This is a genomic window from Nostoc sp. NMS9 (assembly GCF_017114995.1).
Lineage (GTDB): Bacteria > Cyanobacteriota > Cyanobacteriia > Cyanobacteriales > Nostocaceae > Nostoc.
This window is the reverse complement of the sequence record NZ_JABXKL010000058.1, coordinates 22,834-40,069: the sequence shown is the minus strand read 5'-3', so window position 1 is coordinate 40,069 and position 17,236 is coordinate 22,834. Positions and strand designations below refer to the sequence as shown.

Sequence of the window (17,236 nt, the reverse complement as noted above, 5' to 3'; positions counted from 1 at the left end):
AATTATTTACTACTATCGCCAATTACAAAGCGTGTGAGTACATCAGCAATGGTAACAGCAACAACCACTAATAGGGGAGTTCTGGCAATGCTTTGCCAATCTTCATCTTTACGCACTGCATTAATCACACCAACTAGGGAGATTGCAATATAAAGTAAGTAAATTGCCCTTAACACATTAAATATCAAGCTTACTGGTGTGTCGGCAGCACCAGCATTGTTTGCTGTTAAGGTTTTTTTGAAAAACTTTTCAGCTTCCCCAAAAAACTGTGCTTGTGCGGGGGCTGCAAACCAGTCTAACCAATATAAACTCAGAACGATCGCTGCTGCTAAAATTTGTAATAGTATTAGCGATCGCCTTGGTAAATTCACTTGCTGCCCAATTTGCTGGGTGATGACTGCAATTAAACTACCAACTAGTAAACAAAAGAGCAAGATAGGACTTTTGAGGCTGATAACGCTAACCAATACAGCACAAGCAATCAAAAAAGGTACAGATTCAAGCAGAATACTCAGACAGGATTTAAATGCCCGTCTTAACTTGTGAGATTCTTTCGCCGCACTACCAGTTAAAGCTTTGAAAAAGTTTCTCTTGTGAGAACTTTGTCTAAACATTTGCTAATTTTCCTATGGTGTACTATAATTCATCCTTGGTATCGAATTTTACAACTGCTACAATTCAACATGCTTTAACATCATTACATTATTAATCAAATTATAAACCTGTAGTAAAGTTATATATTCTACATCAGTATTTTGAAGTTAAGTTAACATGATATTAAGATTTATCTAAAAATAAATTTCTCTGATTTGAGAAGTGGTATTGCAAATATCGAGATTGAACTGGTAGATTCCTCTCGACTTTGAGAATTTTCTCAATCTTCTCATACAGATAGCCAGGGTAAACCAACTTCAAAGCCTTGACTTTCTCTACCTCACAGGTATCTGAGCGAACTGCTATAAAATTTCAGACTTGTATGTACACCATAGGCTTGCTCTTAGGGCAGACCAAGGATAGTTTTCGCTCTTTAGGGTTCTTCGGAGCGAACATGATATGAAACAGTATTGAGTCACCGAAATTCAAATACCTGTCTTGAAAAGTTTAGATCGATTGTAGAAAAATGGTAGACGTTCAAATGTACGTTTTACCATTTTCTACACGCCGGTTAGATTTGGAACTAGATTACAAACTTAAATACAGTTCCTAGATTAGAACTACCGCCAAAAGAGGCAGTACCGTAAAAGGCACCATTTGAGAGCTGAATTAGCGTGGACTCTGGTGTTGCCCCATTAGTACCATCAAAACTAATTAAGCCGGTGATGGTTGCTCCAGTCAGCTGATAGATAACTCCTTTGTTATTTGCTCCACCAGCAGAAGCTGTGCCATAGAAGTTACCATTGCTTGCTTTTATGAGTGCAGCCGTTGGGTTGGCCCCATTGGTGCCATTAAAACTAGCAACTAAAACGGGTGTACCACCACCGACCGGAACCTTGAATATAGCTCCTTTATTGTTGGCTCCACCCAGTTTAGCGGTGCCATAGAGGAACCCATCAAATTCAATTAATCCAGACTGTGGATTTGCCCCATTGGCGCCACTAAAGCTATATGAAGTCAGTATTCCTGCGGGAGTTAACTTGAATACAACTCCTTTAGCACTTGCTCCACCAGCAGAGGCACTGCCGTAGTAGTTTCCATCGTTAGCCAGTTGCAATCTTGCTAATGGAGTTGCTCCATTAGTACCGCTGAAGCTTCTGATGGTGGTGAGTGCCCCGGTGGTAGGCGAAACCTTGAATATAGTTCCTTTATTATTGTCCCCACCTGTAGAGCTTGTCCCCCACAAATTGCCATCAGTACCTGTAATCAGTCGACCTGCTGGGTTAGCCCCATTAGTGCCTGTGAAATTTGCAAGAGTTGTCAGGGTTGTAAAAGCTGTTTTCGCCAACTTAAACACACTGCCGAGGTCACTTGTACCACCTGTAAAGGTTGCCCCATATAAATTGCCATCCGCTGCTTGGAATAATCTAGCGACTGGATTAGTCCCTTTGTTGATTCCAGAGGTTCCGGTAAAGTTTATCAGTGTGGTCAGAGTAGTGAAAGCAGTAGGAGTTAACTTGAATGCAGTTCCTTTGCCAGAAGTGCCACCAGCAGAAGTAGTTCCATAAAGATTGCCATCAGTACCGTTGCCTTTAAGTACACCAGCTCTTGGTGTAGCTCCGTTGGTGCCGTTGAAATTTACAACAGTAGTCAATGTAGCAGCAAAGGCTTGTTGGAAGGGTAGTACTAATGAAGAAGCCAAAACAGTCAAAGAAGTAAAAATCAATACCTTATTTTTGGTCTGGTGTTGTTTGTACAGATTAATCTTGTTCATGTGAATACCTCAAAAAAGTTTAATGGAGACGGAATCCTAGCTAGTTCTAACGGATTTTGTGATGGCTGCTACTCATGACTAATACCAATTTGAAAAATGATTGCTACACATCTAGGTTTGAAAACCAAAGATGTAAAAGTGTTTTTCGGCTTTTCTGCGTTTAAGCAAGCTACGCCCAGCGTCTCCTTTGACTCAAAGGAAGAAGCAAATGGCGTTTGAAGGACGAAATCAAAGATTCCAACATCTTGTATGTGTTGGTTTTTACTCCTTAACCTACAAGATGTTGCTACGCATTAACCTAATATGTTGAGCGCATTTTTATCTAAGACTGGTATAATTTGTTAGCTTAAACACTAGTACAAAAATGCCTGGTTGGTATAGCCCTATTTGAAAAGGACTCAGAAAGCCTGTTTTTACCTACACCACAAAAACCGTACTAGCAGTGAGTCAATAACGTGAATGGCACAATTAATGATTTCGTTAGGTAGCATAAACCACTATTTATTTGTTTTGATGTCGTGAAAAACACAAAAAACAGTGAAAAATCCACGATTTTGACAGAATATAGTCACAAACTCTCGATTCAAAAATATTCAGATAGTGTGTTTTTTGTCAAGTAATTAGTAAACTTGATTAAAACCTCTAAAAAAAGCTCAATAAGCAAAACCATATATTAAGTGAAAGGTGTTGATTTTTCTCTACTAAAGGAATAAAATTGCCATAGAAACCACCTTTCAAACACCTCTAAATTACCAAAATATATTTAAGCTTTTTAATCATTCTATAATCTAATTATAACTTAAGCTTAACCTTAACATTATATTATATTGTTGATTTCATTGGCAAAATTTAACTAGCTATTAACCATAGCAGTCCTAAAAGATTTGTGAAATTCTGACTTTCTTTACTTCGCACTTAGCGGTAGTTTGTGGCAAACTGCTGCATATCTACATTAAAGAAAGTAATTTTTATAATTCAGATGAACTTGCCATGCCAAATAAGTAAGTAGGTAAAATTAAACATGGCTTTTTAAAAGGGAATGAGAGACTAAAAATGGTAATTTAGGCATGATTCATAGTAGCTATTAACCATTTCCTTCTACTAAAGCCGCTGAATATTTATTTATACAAACTTACATTGAATGTAGTGTTTTTAACTAGCAAATAATTATTTTTGAGGGTAAATTAGCAACAATTTAACACCCTCTATATATTTAAAATTTTGCCTTTAATTTGCTCTATATTCTGAAGAATTTTGTGCAAACATTTGTTTAATAAATACCTTTTTTATGCAAGTTTACTGTGCTTATAAAAGGTTATTTTTAATCGCTAGTTTGACACTTGATTTTGATTTGATAGGGTATTGAACCGGAAATTAATTTGAAGGAGTTTGATATGGCTTTTTATCGCGATCGTCAATTGACCCATTTGACAAGTTCAATTTCTGTATTTGCCATCACAATTGGTTTAGTAGTAGGTCAATCTGCTACTCAGAAATCTCTAGCTCAGACCTCCACCACTCCTGCCCCATCTGGAGTAACCTCCATAAATGGTGCAGGTGGAGGCAGTATAAATACTTTGTTTGTGGGTACAGGAACTACCTCTCCTTATGCCCCACAAGGCTCATGGTTTAACACTTACGGTGTTGGAAATCCTACAACCCTCAATCCTCCAGGTCCAGTCAATCCGCTCGTTACATTCAGATATGCTGCGATTAATAGTAGTGTAGGGGTAACAGCTTTTTTCACTCAAACCCCACCACCCGCGACTGGGGCAACTATCAATCCCCCAGTCTCTTTTGCAGATACTGATGACCCCATAACAGGAACAGAAAAACTTAGTACAGGTTCCAATACTGGTACCCCCATCCAAGTGCCTGTGATCACCTACGGAGTTGCGTTAGCTTACAACCCCACTGGTCTAAATGTAACAGGTGGAATTAAACTTTCACGAGCTACTTACCTTGGTATTTTTAACGGCACCATCACAAATTGGAATGATGCCAAAATTAAAGCAGATAATGGCGGCAGAGTAATTTCAGCAGTAAGTAAACCCATCGTTGTAGTACGTCGTAGTGACAATAGTGCTAACACTTTTACTTTAAGCAGTAATCTCAAGGCAGCATTTGGTGCTACATGGAACAGAGGAGTTGGTGAAATAAGTATTGCTCAAGCAGGTGGTATATCAAATCCACTACCAGCCAATACAGTTGTTTGGCCAGCCAATTTCCAATTTGCCTCAGGAAGTAAAGGTGTAGCCACCAAGATCAAAACTACTGCTGGTGCAATTGGTTATGTGGATAATTCTACGCGGTTAGCTAATAGTCTGCAAGCTGCTGTCTTACAGAACAAGGCAGGTACTTACAACCCCATCTCACCAACTTCAATTAGAAATGCTTTTGTTGGTGCGACTGACCAAGATGCAAGTCCTCGGAGGATTAAACTCGTAGTCACTGATCCAACAGCTGCAAATGCTTACCCCCTTGTTAGCGCATCTTACCTGCTATTTTATGACAAATACGCAAACGTTAAGGTAGCAAATGGGATTAAAGGATTCATCGGCTGGGCTTTAGGAACCACCGCCGCAGACAATATAGCTACAGCTCGTGGCTATGCTCCTCTTCCAGCTGCGATTAAAACTCTGTCTAAAGGTGTTGTCAATACTTACGTGAATGATGCTTTGAATCCATAATTGCGTGAATACCGTTTTTGGTTTTAACCGCCTTTGGCTCCTTTAGATTTATAAATATCTTAGACAGGATATGAAGATGATGCCTCAGGATTATATTTACAATCCTGGGGATTTATTTAGGCGATTATTTATGTCAATAACTCGTAAAGATGCTCTTAATTTTTAGAAAATATAAGGCAATAAATAAATATGTATAAATATCAGAGAGTTTGCGATCGCTTTTAGGCACAGGTGAAGCGATCGCAGGGTTTGGCGTCAACTATGTTATGATTTTATTTGTTGAGAAATATTTTCGGTCATGTGACTGACTATATAGACTCCTCTTTGAATCTAAATCTCTACACCCTTTGATTCTAAAGGTGTTTGATGTCATAAGTATTTTAAAAATTGAAATTTTAGTTAGCCGAAATGTATTGTAATACCTCGCGTGACACTGATACACCTAACTGTCAAAGAAAATGTGCTAAGAAGAACGGACAAGTCTAGTGTGTCACACACGCAGACAACATACGGATACTACTGGAACTTATGCCCACGGATATAATTACTCGTCCTGAGTCCCTCACAGAAGATTGCTTTTTTACTTACGCCCTTGGGACTAATTTGCACGATCCTAATTCAACAGCTAAATATTTACGCCGAATCAGAAAAGAAGATAAACCATATATCGACATAGCTGTTTCTCCCAGACCTGGCTATCGGTTTGAGGTTTGTCTTATCCCTGTTGAAGGGTTCGCTCAAGAAAGAATATTGACAAAAGACGGGTTCGCCAAAGCTTTAGCGATTATTTGTGCTGTATCTAATAAAGCTAGGAAACGATTCCCTTCAGGAAATGGACAAGAAATAGTCCGGTGTCAATTTAGTAACTTAGCTGATGCAGTTGCTGTAGCGAATAGACTGTCTGCATTACCCTCTGATATGTATGAAACTCTCGTCAAGCTACCAAATGCTTTGTAATATATATTGCATCCGCTGAAATATTTATTATTAAAACTGACATCGGGACATTTTAATGGTAAGTAGCTAAATGGACTTGAGACAAAAATTCAATGGGTCATATTTTGTCTGTTGAGAAAAGACTTGTCATACAAGACTTTTAACCTTAATGTACAATTTTGACGTTTTTGTACGCTAACCTGTAGTTTGAAGTGAGTTTTTTTTATGCCTATAAGTCCTTTGCGTGAAGAACCTCGTAACCAGCGAGCGCCTGTAATTCGTACAAGTAATGAGTTTATTCTCTTGGAATGGCTGAAGTCAACTGGTCGTTTAATCGAACGCGAACATCAAGAATCTGAGTATCTAACTGAAGTAGAAGAAATTTCCGAAATGATAGACCTTGACGATATCCCTTACGATCATGACGATGATGATGGTGAGATGGATTTGGAAGCCTAGTACCGCAAGGCGGAAGTCAAAAGTCAAAAGTCAAAAGAATTGTATTCCAAGCTCTTGCGCCATTTTAAATGGTATGTTTATTTCCGCCCTGTTGTACTAGTAGCGTAATTTGTAATTACTATATCGCAAGCGTTCGATTGATTTGGAATGGGTGTTTCATTTACGCCGAAAGGCTAAAATTCCTGACTTATCTAAAAAGTCGGGAATTTTAGTATTAAAATGCGAGTGTGTTTAATTCTTGGACTTGAGTAAGAGATAAAATAATTGTCCATTGCTGACTGTAACACCAGCGCGATCGCCTGCGATTTTCCCAGTACCTAAAAAATAATCTACTCTACCTGCACCTTTAATTGCACCTCCGGTATCTTGGTCAAGAACATAGCGGCTAATAATGCGCTCCTGCATTTTTCCGGTAGGATTAACAAAGGGAATGGAAGCGCGAATCAATGCTAAAGCACCAGGAGGCATAAGAGATTTATCTGTAGCAATAGAACGCTCTGCTGTTAGTGGTACGTTGATAGAACCTTGGGCTGGCTCACCGTGATTTTCCTGAAAAAAAACAAAGCTGCGATCGCGCGGAATATAAATATTTAATTCTTGGGGATGCTTTTGGAAATAGTCAAGAATAATTGGCATAGTTATACCTTGTAGCGGTAATTTGCCATCATTCACTAATTCTCGCCCAATACTTTTGTAGTTATAAGCGGTATTACCCCCATAGCCGATTGTTGTTTGAGTACCATCGGGAAGCTGAAGTCTCGCCGAACCTTCAATTTGAGCTAGATATGGTTCGAGGCGATCGCGAAACCAAAACAACTCTAATCCTCGCAATTTCCCTTTTGCACTTTGCAAACCATCTACTCCTTCTAACTCCTCGCGTGTCGGATGAGGTTTAGTCCAAGAGTTGAAATCAGGAGGTAAGCGATAAACAGGATAGCGATATTCTGTTGTGGGGAGGCGACTAGCTGCGTAAAGTGGCTCATAATAGGCGGTGAATAAAACGGAACCTTTGTTATCTTTACCGACTGACTGGTAAAGAACAAATTCCCGCTCAATGGCTTGATGTAATTCTGTTGCAGAATTGGTTTTTAGGAGGAGTTCCCGAAATCTTTTCAAGCTTTTGAAAACGCGATCGCGCGTAATCCCAGCTACCGGATAGTTTTGATAAGCAGTCGCAGCATTAGCTGTTTGCAGATATTGGAGACTGCGAGCGATCGCACTTATCAGTGCCTTTTTCTCTGGTATTTTTCCATAGATTACTTCATCCAAACAAGAGGGATCACTTTGACAACAAGTAATTGGTAGTCTTGGGATTAATGGTAATTTTTGTTTTTGTGGAAACGCATCTTGATTTTCAGCAGTCAAGGACACTGGGATATCCCACTTTTTCACCTGACATTCTGGCGAAATGAGTTCTTGATGCGTGAAAGATTGCATCCGCACCAATAAAATCAACAAAACTACAGGTAAACTGATGACGATAATTTTGTTAAACTTTCCTAACCCAGCAAATCTCTTTTTCATTAAAATTCAAAATTTTTAAGATTCTCCCACCTCGCTCAAATTCCAACATCAAAAACCAAAAATAATTTAATTGTTTCACAACACCAAAATTTTACCCAATGCCCAATCCCCAATGCCCTATTCCCTATTCATTCATATTACGGTAAGTCGCAACAGCAGAAGGCGATATCCGGTTCAAATATCGGAATATCCAATACTTAAAGATAGTATCTAAAATCACCGGAAATGTAGCGATAAATAAGAAGATAAAATCTCTATTTGCCGGTAATCCCCAATGGCGTGATACTCCTTCTAGGAGTACTTCCCAGCCATGAGGAGAGTGGAATCCTACAAAGATATCAGTAAATAAAATAATGATAAATGCCTTCGCACTATCACTAAGTCCATAGACAATATTATCAAAGAAATCTTTAAGCACAGCAATAGAAGACTTACTGACTAGCAAAAGCCAGATAAAAGCAACCACAGAGAACATATCTGCAAAAACATTTTTGATAGCACCAGAGCTTTCGTGACGAAATTCTTCAGCAAGCTCTTTCGCCTTATTTTTCATTTCAGTCTCCATCTGCTCAGGTAACAGTGGAGGGGCTTTAACAATGAGATTTTCAAACTTGAGCTTTTCTTCAAATCTTTGTAATTCTACAAGGGCTTCCTCTTCCATTTCGGAATTGAGAAATATCTGTATTTCTTGAGTGCTTCTAAATCTCTCAATAATTGGGCCAACTACGAAAGCTTTTGCTATTTGATGCGTTAAAAGTGGTATGATAATTAATAGTAAAAGAAACCTGATAGATATTATTGTTCTTTTTTGAGTTTGACGAAAACTCTGAATTACTTCTTGTTCCGAATTAGGGTCTAATTCAGCTTGCAGACGACTGATAGTACTTAAAATAGAGCGAGGTAAAACACCCGTTGTATCGGTTTTACTCTTGGATTTTGGTTTATTATTTAAGTCTTGATTTGATATTTTGGGTGGTAATGTTGGAGTTTTGACGAGCAGCGATTTGTCGTCAGATATCACAGAGTTAACTGGTAGACTTGGAGGTTTTACTACTAAAGCGTTAGAAGTTGTTTGATTGGAACTTGTTGTGTATTTAGATATAACTTGATCGATAAAGTTTAGCTTTTCTAAAACTAAAGAAGGACTCAGATACTCTATACCTGCTTTTTGAGCAGCTTTTTGATTCTCTTCATTTAGAAACCAACGGCTTCCTCTAAACTCCGTCAGCCGCATCCTGGCAATTTTTAATAGCTTGTTGAGGTCTGACTCAAAATAATCCATCACACTGTTACTGTACATGGCCGAGTCAATGTCTATTTTATTACCATTGAAATGCTTATCTTCTATTTCCTGAATCTTTAATGCTGCATTGTAAGCTTCATCTAAAGAACGTTCAGGAGTCTGTAAGTACCATCGATAAGCAGCAAGTAAGAAAGAATAGATTTTTTGACTAAAAACAGAGTTTTTCATTGCAGACAATCATTCAGCATTGTTTGATGACTATTAACCTTAAGTTAACGCACGAGGTATACTAACAAATCTACAAGGAGAAAGTTTGTGGTTTCTCATTCGGTTTGGATTGTTGGCACTAGCCGCAGTGGTAAGACGGCTCGCTTGGTAGAGCAATTTTGTAATTGGGTAAAATCAGAAAAACAATATACTGAATCATTTTATACAAAAAAAACCGGACGTAAAAAAACTAGTCATGTATCTGAATTTTTATATCTTAAACAAACAGAGCCGGGAGTTTTAGTCTTAGCTGCCAATGATGATAATCGTAGAGAGTTAGGAGATATAATTGTTACCTCTACGTTGGGTAAATATCCGGTTCGTGCCAAGACGCCACTAGGTTTTTTTCAAGATGAAGTTATTTTATTTTGGCCGTTGCTAATTAACTCGTTGAAACTGAAGGCACAGTTTCCGGTAAGATTGCGACCAGAAACGGAGCAAGAGTTAGCAACCAAACTTTGGCGTCCCCAATTAGACGAAGAAATTTTACGTATTGCGGGAGTGAATGAATCTCGTTTGGTGCGTCGCATCTTGGACTTATTACAATTAGCAGCTTACAGTGGTGTACCTTGCGAAGATATTGCTCAGATTTTGTCCAAGGGTATGGGGGAAAATACCACAACTTTAGAGCCGGAATTTTTGGCATCTTTGCTGCTAGATTGGCGTAACTGGTGTTTAGAGAGGGGATTACTTACTTATGGGATTATTACCGAACTTTATAGTCAGCACTTATTAAGCGATCGCAATTACCAGCAGCACCTAACTAAACGCTATCAGGCTGTACTGGCGGATGATGTCGATGACTATCCTAGCGTAGCGCGTCTTTTGTTTGAGTTGCTATTAGATCGAGGTGCAGTTGGCGCGTTTAGCTACAATCCTGATGGTGCAGTGCGATTGGGATTGGGGGCAGATCCCAACTACCTAGAAGGGTTAGCAGAGCGTTGTCGGGTAGAAATTTTGAATGGGCCGCCTCCAGAGTCTCTGAGCGAGCAACTGACTAAACAGATGGTGGAATTAGTCACAGAACCGATGATACTGTTGAGTTTACCAAAAACAGTGCATTCAATTCAAACCACCTCCCGCGCCCAATTATTGCGGCAAACAGCAGAGGTAATTGCTAATGCCATCCAATCGCAGCAAGTGCAACCAGAAGAAGTAGCGATTATTGCACCAGGTTTAGATGCGATCGCTCGTTATACTCTAGTAGAAATCCTCGTCAAGCAAAATATCCCAGTAGAATCGCTCAATGACCAACGTCCCCTAATTAGTTCGCCCGTGATTCGCGCCTTACTCACCATGCTGGCACTAGTTTATCCCGGCTTGGGCCGCCTCGTAGATCGCGATGCCGTGGCAGAAATGCTAGTCGTGTTGAGCAGAAAACAACAACCACCAGAAAACTCCTCACTCCTAACTCCTAACTCCTCACTCAGCACTCACAACTCAGCACTCAGCACTCATATTGATCCGGTACGTGCTGGTTTGATTGCAGATTACTGCTTTGTACCCCATCCCGATCGCCCCAATTTGCTACCAGTGTCAGCCTTCGAGCGCTGGGATCGAATCGGCTATGCAGCGACTACAGCCTATAGTGAGATATTACAGTGGTTAGAACAGCAGCGATCGCAACAAGAATTGCGGTTAATTCCCAGTCCCATTTCCCTTTTAGACAGAGCAATTGTGCGTTTTTTGTGGAATGGTAGTAATCTTCCCTACGAACAACTAGCAGCATTGCGGGAATTATTAGAAACCGCCCAACACTACTGGGAAATTGACACCAGACTACGACAAATTACCCCAGTTGAGACAACGCCTCACACAACTATTATTGAATTCATTCAACTATTGCGACGTGGTACGATTACCGCCAACCCTTACCCTGTGCGTCCCATTGGTGGAGCCAGAAAGGCCGTCACCTTAGCAACTATATTTCAATATCGATCTAGTAGGCGATCGCACCAGTGGCATTTTTGGCTGGATGCTGGTTCGCCTCTATGGGCAAAAGGTGGTGCAGCGACTTTGTTCGGTGCGCCGTTTTTCCTGCGAGATAGATTAGGCGAACCTTGGACAGCAGAAGATGAAAAATTGGCAGAAGAACGACGACTGCAAAGGATCTTGACAGATTTACTTTCTCGTGTATCCGAGAGAGTTTATTTGTGTCACAGCGATTTAGCAGTGAATGGACAAGAGCAATTAGGACCGCTGTTACCTTTAGTGAATGCCTGTGTGACGGTTATTTCTGAGGCTAATGTTAATTGAGTGTATTTATACACAATCAAATTTTGGGAAACTTGGTAGCCTCATCTCTTTTTCTCTCAAGTTGTTCTCCGTGGTGATGCCATACCTATTGTTATTTAGTAAGCTATGGTAATATGAAAAGTCTTGGGCGATTAGCACAGGGGTAGCGCACATCCTTCACACGGATGGGGTCACTGGTTCAAATCCAGTATCGCCCACTTATATACAGCAGGACTTTCAGCTAATTAGAATGCTGTGTACTTTCTTAGTCATATTCAAATCTCTAATTACAAATATCTTTCTACACGCTGTTTACGCTTGTAGTGTGTTGGTATTTTATCATCATATCTTATGCCCTCTGCCTCATACCTAATACAATTCTTGGAGAGGCTGCGCCAACGGCTGCGTTCGTTCAGTACAAGTGCCCTATGACCAACTACTTTCGCTCCAATGTTGATGCAATGGCTAGCTATGTTCCCGGTGAGCAGCCTCAACGCGGTACACAGATTATTAAACTTAACAGCAATGAGAACCCCTATCCTCCTTCTCTTGCGGCATTAGCTGTGCTACAGAATATTGATGGTGAGTGGTTGCGGCGCTATCCAGAACCTTTCGGAGGGGAGTTTCGGCAAGCTGCAAGTAAAGTTTTAGGAATTCCTAGTGATTGGATAATTGTCGGAAATGGCAGTGACGAATTGTTGAGTGTAGTAATTCGAGCCTGTGCAGAACCTGGGAAGAAGGTAGTTTATCCGATGCCTACTTACGTGCTATATCGCACATTAACAGAAATGCAAGCGGCGGAAATTATTGAGATTCCCTACAGCAAAGACTACAGTTTACCTTTGGAAGAATTAGTTGCTGCCAATGGAACTGTGACATTTATTGCGTCACCCAATAGTCCATCGGGGCATGTGGTGGCAACAAATGATTTGCGAAAATTAGCCAGCCAGTTATCTGGAGTTTTAGTGATTGATGAAGCATACATAGATTTTACTGAAGAGAATGCATTGACTTTGGTTAAGGAATACGAAAATGTCATTGTGCTTCGGACACTATCTAAGGGGTACTCATTAGCAGGATTACGATTGGGCTTTGGGGTGGCGAATCCCAAACTCTTGCAAGGATTGTTTAAGGTTAAAGATAGCTATAACATTGATGCGATCGCTTGTGCAATTGGTACGGCTGCCATCACTGACCAAACTTATAAAAATGCTTGTGTAGCAAAGATTAAAGCATCACGGGCTAAGTTAGCAACAGACTTGAAACAATTAGGTTTTCATATTTGGGATTCCCAAGCTAACTTTTTGCTGGCACAACCCAAAAAAGGAAACGCAGAATATCTCTATCAAAAACTGAAGGAACAGGGAATTTTAATTCGCTATTTCAAGCAGCCTGGACTAGATGATAAATTACGCATCACTGTTGGGACAGATGAGCAAAATCAGACTTTAGTAGAGGCACTAAGTAGGTGGGTGTAAATATTTGTCGTTGGGATAAGGCAGGAGGCAGGAGTCAGAATTTTCTGATTGAAAAAGCGGATAGCGCAGCGTCTCGTTGAGAACCTCTTGATTCTGAATTCTGCATTCTTCTTCAATCACATTAACTTACAAGAAACAGAAGGGAGTTTGAAAGCCCCGGAGGAACAGGCGCACAGCGCCGTATTCCGTGCTTCTCCCAAGGGGAGACGCTGCGCGAACAGACCGGGGATGAAAAACGACTCGGCAGGTTTTAACCTGCCTGTAATATATCCTTGATTTCAGGCAGAGTGTCAAGCAATTCTTCAACAACCTGAGTAATAGTTTTATCTTTAGTGGCTGCATATAAGCGCAGTTTGTTCATTCTGCGTTCTGTAATCCTAATATGTAATTCTTTTTTTGCCATAAACGAGACACGATAGTGACACATTCATGTTAGCATATAGGACAGGAGGAAAAACAAATGTATGGATGTCAGCAAAATTTAATTAATGCTAATGATGAGTTAAAAGCAGTACTTGAGTTCATTTGCTCAGAATCTCACCAGCTGACTAATTGCGGTATTTATTACGCACGTCAGCTATATTTAAAAACCAAAAAACTTATTGGTAAATATGACCTTGAGAAGGAGTACAAGTCTAACAAACACTATCAAGTACTTCATTCTCAAGCGGCGCAACAAATATTAAGGTCTGTTGCTGAGTCCTTTAAATCTTTCAAGGAACTAGACAAGAAGTACAACAAAGGCGAATTGCACTTTAAGCCAAAGTTGCCCAAGTATCGCAAAGGCGCTGGTTATGCTTTGGTTACATATCCTAAACAAGCATTAAAACTTGTAGGAGACAGTATCAAAATCCCTTTAGGTAACACTGTTAAGCGTTGGTTTAAATTGGATAGTTTCACCGTAACTAGGCCGTCTAACTTAAAGTTTGAAGACGTTAAGGAACTGCGAATACTGCCTAGAAATCAGTGTTTCTATATCGAGTTTGTCTATAAATTTGAGCCAACACCAGACTTAAAACTAAATCCTCAGTCTGCTTTAGCAATAGACCCAGGTATCAACAACTGGTTAAGCTGTGTCTCCAGTATTGGAACTAGCTTTATTGTTGATGGGCGCAAAGTTAAATCACTTAATCAGTGGTACAACAAACGTGTTAGCACATTAAAAGAAGGTAAAGCGCAAGGATACTGGGATGAACAGTTAGCATATATAACAGAGAAACGGAATCGCCAGATGCGAGATGGAATTAATAAAGCCGCAAGACTGGTTGTTGACCATTGCGTTAAGCATCAAATTGGTACAGTTGTTTTTGGGTGGAATCAAGGGCAACGACAAGAAGCAAAGCTTGGTAAGACAACTCAATCTTTTGTGCAGATACCAACTGCCAAGCTCAAAGAAAGAATCAAGCAATTGTGTGAAGAATATCGCATCAATTTTGTTGAAACTGAAGAATCATATACCAGTAAAACTAGTTTTTTAGACGGCGATTTTCTGCCTACATTCGGCGCAAAACCCGAAGGGTGGACACCAAGTGGGAAACGAATCAAGCGTGGGATGTATCGGACAGCCAAAGGACAGCTAATCAACGCCGATTTAAATGGTGCAGCGAATATACTTCGCAAAGTAGAGACACAACTAGGCTTAAGTCTAGTCAAGGTCTGTAGGCAAGTTTTGACCCTTGCTACCAGATATCGCATCTGGGAAACCAAAACTAAAAAGCTACGGGGAGTGGCTTCAGCCCTCCCCGTAGCAACAGTTTAGAATCCCCGCGCATTTATGCCGGGGAGAGGTCAAAACACTTGAAAACTAAAGCTAAGACTTGCCCAATTATTCACATCCAAGCTATGTGAATCGGCTGCTGTGCCGTTCATCTCTGTTTTGAAGGCACTAGCGTTATGTAAGTCTTGTAGCAAGGCTTGTACAACATCTAAGGAATTCAACAATGGGCCAATTGGTCCTTGTTCGGCTGTGGAATACTTGGCAGTGTTCAAGACGGCGAGAGTTCCGTTAAAGGGGGCAGTACTAAAAATCACTTGGTGTTCGCACTCAGAAGCTGGCCCTGAAATCACCCATTCGGAAACAGTATTAGTTTGGGGTAGGGTGAGGGTTTCACCTGGAGCGATGACGACTTCTTTAAGCAGAGGCTTGGTGTCCGCAGTGTTTGGTTCTTGGGGGGTTTCCCAAGAATATAAGGCGATCGCTGTATGATTATTGTTTAATCCCAGCAAGATTAAATATACTGGGCGATCGCTCTGGTTTTCTACCCGATATTGCATTCGACTACCGATAGGGACAATCGGTGTGGGGAGTGATTTTTGAATCGAAGTTTCAGTTTTGAAATTTCGTACTGTTTTGCGCTGCATGATAACGCGAGGCGATATGTTGTTAATCATTTCTAAGGTTATCTTGAGAGCCAAGCGGGAAGAACCTTGATTTTCTGTAAGTCGCCATAACTTGGCTGCTAATAAGGTTGATAATTTTGGCGCTAACTTTTGCACTGTTAATTTTACTGCTTCTCCTGCTTCCCCCGTGGCATTAGAAATTAGTTCGCCACTAAGAGAAAATAAACCATAACGACTAGGTGTTTGCTGTAGTTTGGCAAATAAATAATCAGCTGGTTTTTCCCCTGCGACTACGGTGGAGATATGGGGAAATGCAGCAAAGGCACTTGTAGCGTCTACCCGCTCAATTCTTTCCAATCCAGTATCCAAAGCAATTATTAAATGGATATTTCGGGGTAAAACCCGGACTGCTTCTTGGACAAGTTGCCCGATTTGTAGGGGATTTGCACCTTCAATTTGGGAAATTTGCGCTTTTGCTGTTAACCCAGTCCGCGATCGCAATACTAATTCTTCTGTTGTTGTTGCTAAGGTGAATCGAGAATTAACTCCGTAGTATAGCAGCACTTGTGGCGGTAATCCTGCTAACCACAGATGGACTGTTTTGCCGTCTTCTTCAATCGCCCTCACCGCGCCTTCTGCACCAATAATACCGTCTGGCGGTAAAGACGTTAGATGTTGATTTTTTTGACTACTTAATAACGCTGGTTGCTGTTTACTACCCAATTTGGATAGAGAATTTTCCATATCCGAGAGGGCGACTTGAATTCTGGTAGTTGGGGTGAATTCCCACAAATACTGCGTCAAGGCGTAGGTAAATAACCCAGCACTAAAACCAGAAAAGAGTTCTTCCCTCGCCGACTGCTTGGGATTTGAGGTAGCTGCTAAGACAATCGGCGTGCTAGGTAACTTCTGAGTTTTAAGTTGTTGAAGAAAGTCGAGTTCTTCTGCTGCTAGCTTTGCCTCTACTGATTCTGGAAGGGCACGACTTTTTAATCCTAATACTGGAGTTGGCGCATAATAGCTAGTATCTAATACTGCTGTGACTCGCTCTGTAGGGAGCGATCGCAATAATAGCAGTAGAGTTTCTTCTAATATATAGTTGACTATTTTCTCTTCTTGTAAAATCAGACTGGCATTAGCTGGCACCAGAGCATTTTGCATTGTTTCTGGTGATGTCTCTAATTTGACACGACTGCCATAACCGCTAAAGTGAAAGACGACCACATCACTGGGTTTAGCTTGCTTACCCAGATGATCCAAAAAAGCCGCCTCAATGAATTCTCTACTAGCTTGTTCCTCAGTTAAGGTTAGGATATCTGACCCTTGGAAGCCAAAGCGATGAATTAAAAGTTCTCTTTGTAGTTCCACATCCGTTAGACAACCACTGAGGGCTGGAGTTTTTGGGTATTGGTTAATACCTATCAACAATGCCAACTTACGCGGACTGGGTTGTGCCAAAGCCTGATAATAGCGATTTCCCAAAGACAACCACTCAGCTTCAGTTATCCCCAATACCGCGAGTATTGAGCCAATTCTCTGTAAAAACGTGCGCCGTTTCATAATTAGCTATCAGCCCTCAGCTATCAGTTAGCAGCTTACAGGGCTGAACTCTGTATTGTAAAGTTACAAAAATGTGGGGAGCAGGGGAGCAGGGGAGCAGGGAAGAATAATTTATAACCAATGCCCAATGCTCAAT

At 40.6% G+C, this 17,236-nt stretch carries 12 protein-coding genes and 1 tRNA gene; 7 read left to right on the top strand and 6 right to left on the bottom strand.

Annotation, left to right across the window (positions count from 1 at the left end):
* Positions 1-2: 2 nt before the first annotated feature.
* Both HWQ40_RS17335 and HWQ40_RS17330 read right to left on the bottom strand, forming a co-directional pair.
* Positions 3-614, bottom strand: coding sequence for a hypothetical protein (locus HWQ40_RS17335; protein ID WP_292779864.1), 612 nt, complete (start codon positions 612-614; stop codon positions 3-5).
* Positions 615-1,177: 563 nt separating this feature from the next.
* Complete coding sequence (locus HWQ40_RS17330) at positions 1,178-2,368, bottom strand: choice-of-anchor tandem repeat GloVer-containing protein (RefSeq protein ID WP_292779863.1); 1,191 nt, start codon at positions 2,366-2,368, stop codon at positions 1,178-1,180.
* Between the two features lie 1,394 nt (positions 2,369-3,762).
* Between HWQ40_RS17330 and HWQ40_RS17325 the strand changes: the two genes are divergently transcribed.
* From HWQ40_RS17325 to HWQ40_RS17315, 3 genes are all read left to right on the top strand, one after another.
* Complete coding sequence (locus HWQ40_RS17325) at positions 3,763-5,058, top strand: substrate-binding domain-containing protein (RefSeq protein WP_292779862.1); 1,296 nt, start codon at positions 3,763-3,765, stop codon at positions 5,056-5,058.
* Positions 5,059-5,586: 528 nt separating this feature from the next.
* Positions 5,587-6,015: a hypothetical protein gene (locus HWQ40_RS17320; protein ID WP_292779861.1), complete on the top strand. Its 429-nt coding sequence runs from the start codon at positions 5,587-5,589 to the stop codon at positions 6,013-6,015.
* A gap of 204 nt (positions 6,016-6,219) precedes the next feature.
* Complete coding sequence (locus HWQ40_RS17315) at positions 6,220-6,453, top strand: DUF3134 domain-containing protein (RefSeq protein ID WP_292745509.1); 234 nt, start codon at positions 6,220-6,222, stop codon at positions 6,451-6,453.
* 231 nt (positions 6,454-6,684) lie between these two features.
* Here HWQ40_RS17315 and HWQ40_RS17310 read toward each other — a convergent pair whose 3' ends face one another.
* Positions 6,685-7,977, bottom strand: coding sequence for an MltA domain-containing protein (locus HWQ40_RS17310; protein ID WP_292779859.1), 1,293 nt, complete (start codon positions 7,975-7,977; stop codon positions 6,685-6,687).
* Positions 7,978-8,101: 124 nt separating this feature from the next.
* Positions 8,102-9,457, bottom strand: coding sequence for a proton extrusion protein PcxA (locus HWQ40_RS17305; RefSeq protein WP_292779857.1), 1,356 nt, complete (start codon positions 9,455-9,457; stop codon positions 8,102-8,104).
* A gap of 78 nt (positions 9,458-9,535) precedes the next feature.
* Here HWQ40_RS17305 and HWQ40_RS17300 point away from each other — a divergent pair, with 78 nt between their 5' ends.
* The 3 genes from HWQ40_RS17300 (at position 9,536) to hisC (ending at position 13,200) form a co-directional block, all read left to right on the top strand.
* Positions 9,536-11,743 (top strand): recombinase family protein, encoded by a 2,208-nt coding sequence (locus tag HWQ40_RS17300; RefSeq protein WP_292779855.1) that lies wholly within the window; start codon positions 9,536-9,538, stop codon positions 11,741-11,743.
* 125 nt (positions 11,744-11,868) lie between these two features.
* Positions 11,869-11,940 (top strand) — tRNA-Val (locus HWQ40_RS17295).
* Between the two features lie 210 nt (positions 11,941-12,150).
* Positions 12,151-13,200: a histidinol-phosphate transaminase gene (hisC, locus tag HWQ40_RS17290; protein ID WP_292779854.1), complete on the top strand. Its 1,050-nt coding sequence runs from the start codon at positions 12,151-12,153 to the stop codon at positions 13,198-13,200.
* Between the two features lie 250 nt (positions 13,201-13,450).
* Here hisC and HWQ40_RS17285 read toward each other — a convergent pair whose 3' ends face one another.
* A complete protein-coding gene (locus HWQ40_RS17285; protein ID WP_292779853.1) occupies positions 13,451-13,603 on the bottom strand; it encodes a hypothetical protein in 153 nt (50 codons plus the stop codon).
* Between the two features lie 57 nt (positions 13,604-13,660).
* On the opposite strand from HWQ40_RS17285, the gene HWQ40_RS17280 reads away from it, so the two are divergent.
* Positions 13,661-14,959, top strand: a complete 1,299-nt coding sequence (locus HWQ40_RS17280) for a transposase (protein ID WP_292779851.1) — start codon at positions 13,661-13,663, stop codon at positions 14,957-14,959.
* Positions 14,960-14,988: 29 nt separating this feature from the next.
* Here HWQ40_RS17280 and HWQ40_RS17275 read toward each other — a convergent pair whose 3' ends face one another.
* Entirely contained in the window at positions 14,989-17,100 is a 2,112-nt protein-coding gene (locus HWQ40_RS17275) for a caspase family protein (protein ID WP_292779849.1), read from the bottom strand.
* Positions 17,101-17,236: the final 136 nt, after the last annotated feature.